This window comes from Streptomyces sp. NPDC014734 (genome assembly GCF_043083325.1).
In the GTDB taxonomy this organism is placed as follows: Bacteria; Actinomycetota; Actinomycetes; order Streptomycetales; family Streptomycetaceae; genus Streptomyces.
In genome coordinates this window covers 1-1,720 of record NZ_JBIBYN010000067.1, presented here as the reverse complement: position 1 = coordinate 1,720, position 1,720 = coordinate 1, and the positions used below count along the sequence as shown (strand labels likewise).

The 1,720-nt window shown below is 68.5% G+C and carries 1 protein-coding gene; it reads right to left on the bottom strand.

The genetic code is table 11. The features are described from left to right. Nucleotides 1-1,720, bottom strand: a 1,720-nt coding sequence (locus ACF1CT_RS37360; RefSeq protein WP_391788492.1) for an acyltransferase domain-containing protein, incomplete at both ends; no start/stop codon positions are given.

The following is a 1,720-nucleotide window of genomic DNA, read 5'->3' as shown; positions in this document are numbered from 1 at the left end:
AACACATCACCCAACGACAACCCAGGATCAACATCCAACTCAGCAGCCAACCCCACCACATCACCACGCTCAACCACCTCCCAGAACCGCTCGTCAACGGCCCCACGAGAGCTCACCTCAACCGAGGCGACGGGCTCTTCCGCCAACCAGAAGCGCTCCCGCTGGAAGGCATAGGTGGGCAGTTCCACGCGGCGCGCGCCGGTGCCGGTGTAGTAGGCGGACCAGTCCGGGGTGACGCCCCGGACGTAGAGCTGTGCCAGCGCACCGGTCAGCGTCTCGGCCTCCGACCGGCCCTTGCGCAGGACAGGTGTGAAGGCAGCGTCCTCGCCGGTGACGCACTCCTGGCCCATGGCCGAGAGCACCCCGTCCGGACCCAGCTCCACGAAGGTCGTGACACCCTGCGCCTCCAGCGCACGGACGCCGTCGACGAAACGGACCGCCTCGCGGACATGCCGCACCCAGAAACCGGGGTCGGTGATCTCCTCGGCGGAGACCAGGTCGCCGGTCAGGTTGGAGACGATCGGAATGCGCGGCGCCTCGTACGACAGTCCCTCCGCGACCTCGCGGAAGGCCTCCAGCATGCCGTCCATGCGGGGCGAGTGGAACGCGTGCGAGACCGTCAGCCGCTTCGTCTTGCGACCACGCGCCTCGAAACCTGCCGCGATCGCGACAGCGGCATCCTCATCACCCGCGATCACGACGGACTGCGGACCGTTCAGGGCCGCGATGCTCACGCCCTCGGTCAGCAGCGGCGCCACCTCGTCCTCCGACGCCTGCACCGCCACCATCGCCCCACCAGCGGGCAGTTCCTCCATCAACCGCCCACGAGCCGCCACCAGCTTCGCCGCATCCGCAAGCGACAACACCCCCGCCACATGCGCGGCAGCCAGCTCACCGATCGAATGACCCGACAGAAAATCAGGCCGCACACCCCACGCCTCGACAAGCCGGAACAACGCCACCTCGACCGCGAACAACGCGGGCTGCGTGAACCCCGTCCGACCGATCAAATCAGCATCGTCACCGAACACGACCTCACGCAACGGACGGTCCAGATACACATCCAGATGAGCACACACCGCATCCAGCGCATCCGCGAACACAGGAAACGCCTCGTACAGCTCACGCCCCATACCCGGACGCTGGCTCCCCTGCCCCGTGAACAGGAACGCCGACCGGCCCTCCACCACCGAACCCTCGACCAGACCAGCAACACCCCGCCCGGAAGCCAACCCCTCCAGAACGGCGAGCAACTCGCCACGATCGGCCACAACACCTGCCGCACGGCTCTCAAGCCCGGCACGACCGACGGCGAGCGAGAAGGCGAGATCGGCGGTGCTCGGCTCGGGGCGGGTTCGCAGATGGGCGGCAAGCTGAGCGGCCTGGGCGCGCAGCGCCTCGGTGCCCTTCGCCGACAGGGTCCACAGCGACGGGGTGTGCGCCGCGCCGGGGGAGACACCGGCTGCCGGTTCCTGTTCCTGTTCCTGTTCGTCGGCTGCCGGGGCCTGCTCGATGATGGTGTGGGCATTGGTCCCGCTCAGGCCGAAGGAGGAGACGCCCGCGCGGCGCGGACGGCCGGTCTCCGGCCAGTCGACGGCCTCGGTCAGCAGCGCCACCGCACCCGACGACCAGTCCACGTGGGGGGTCGGCTCGTCGACGTGCAGGGTCTGCGGCAGCACCCCGTGTTCGATGGCCTTGACCATCTTGATGATCCCTGCGA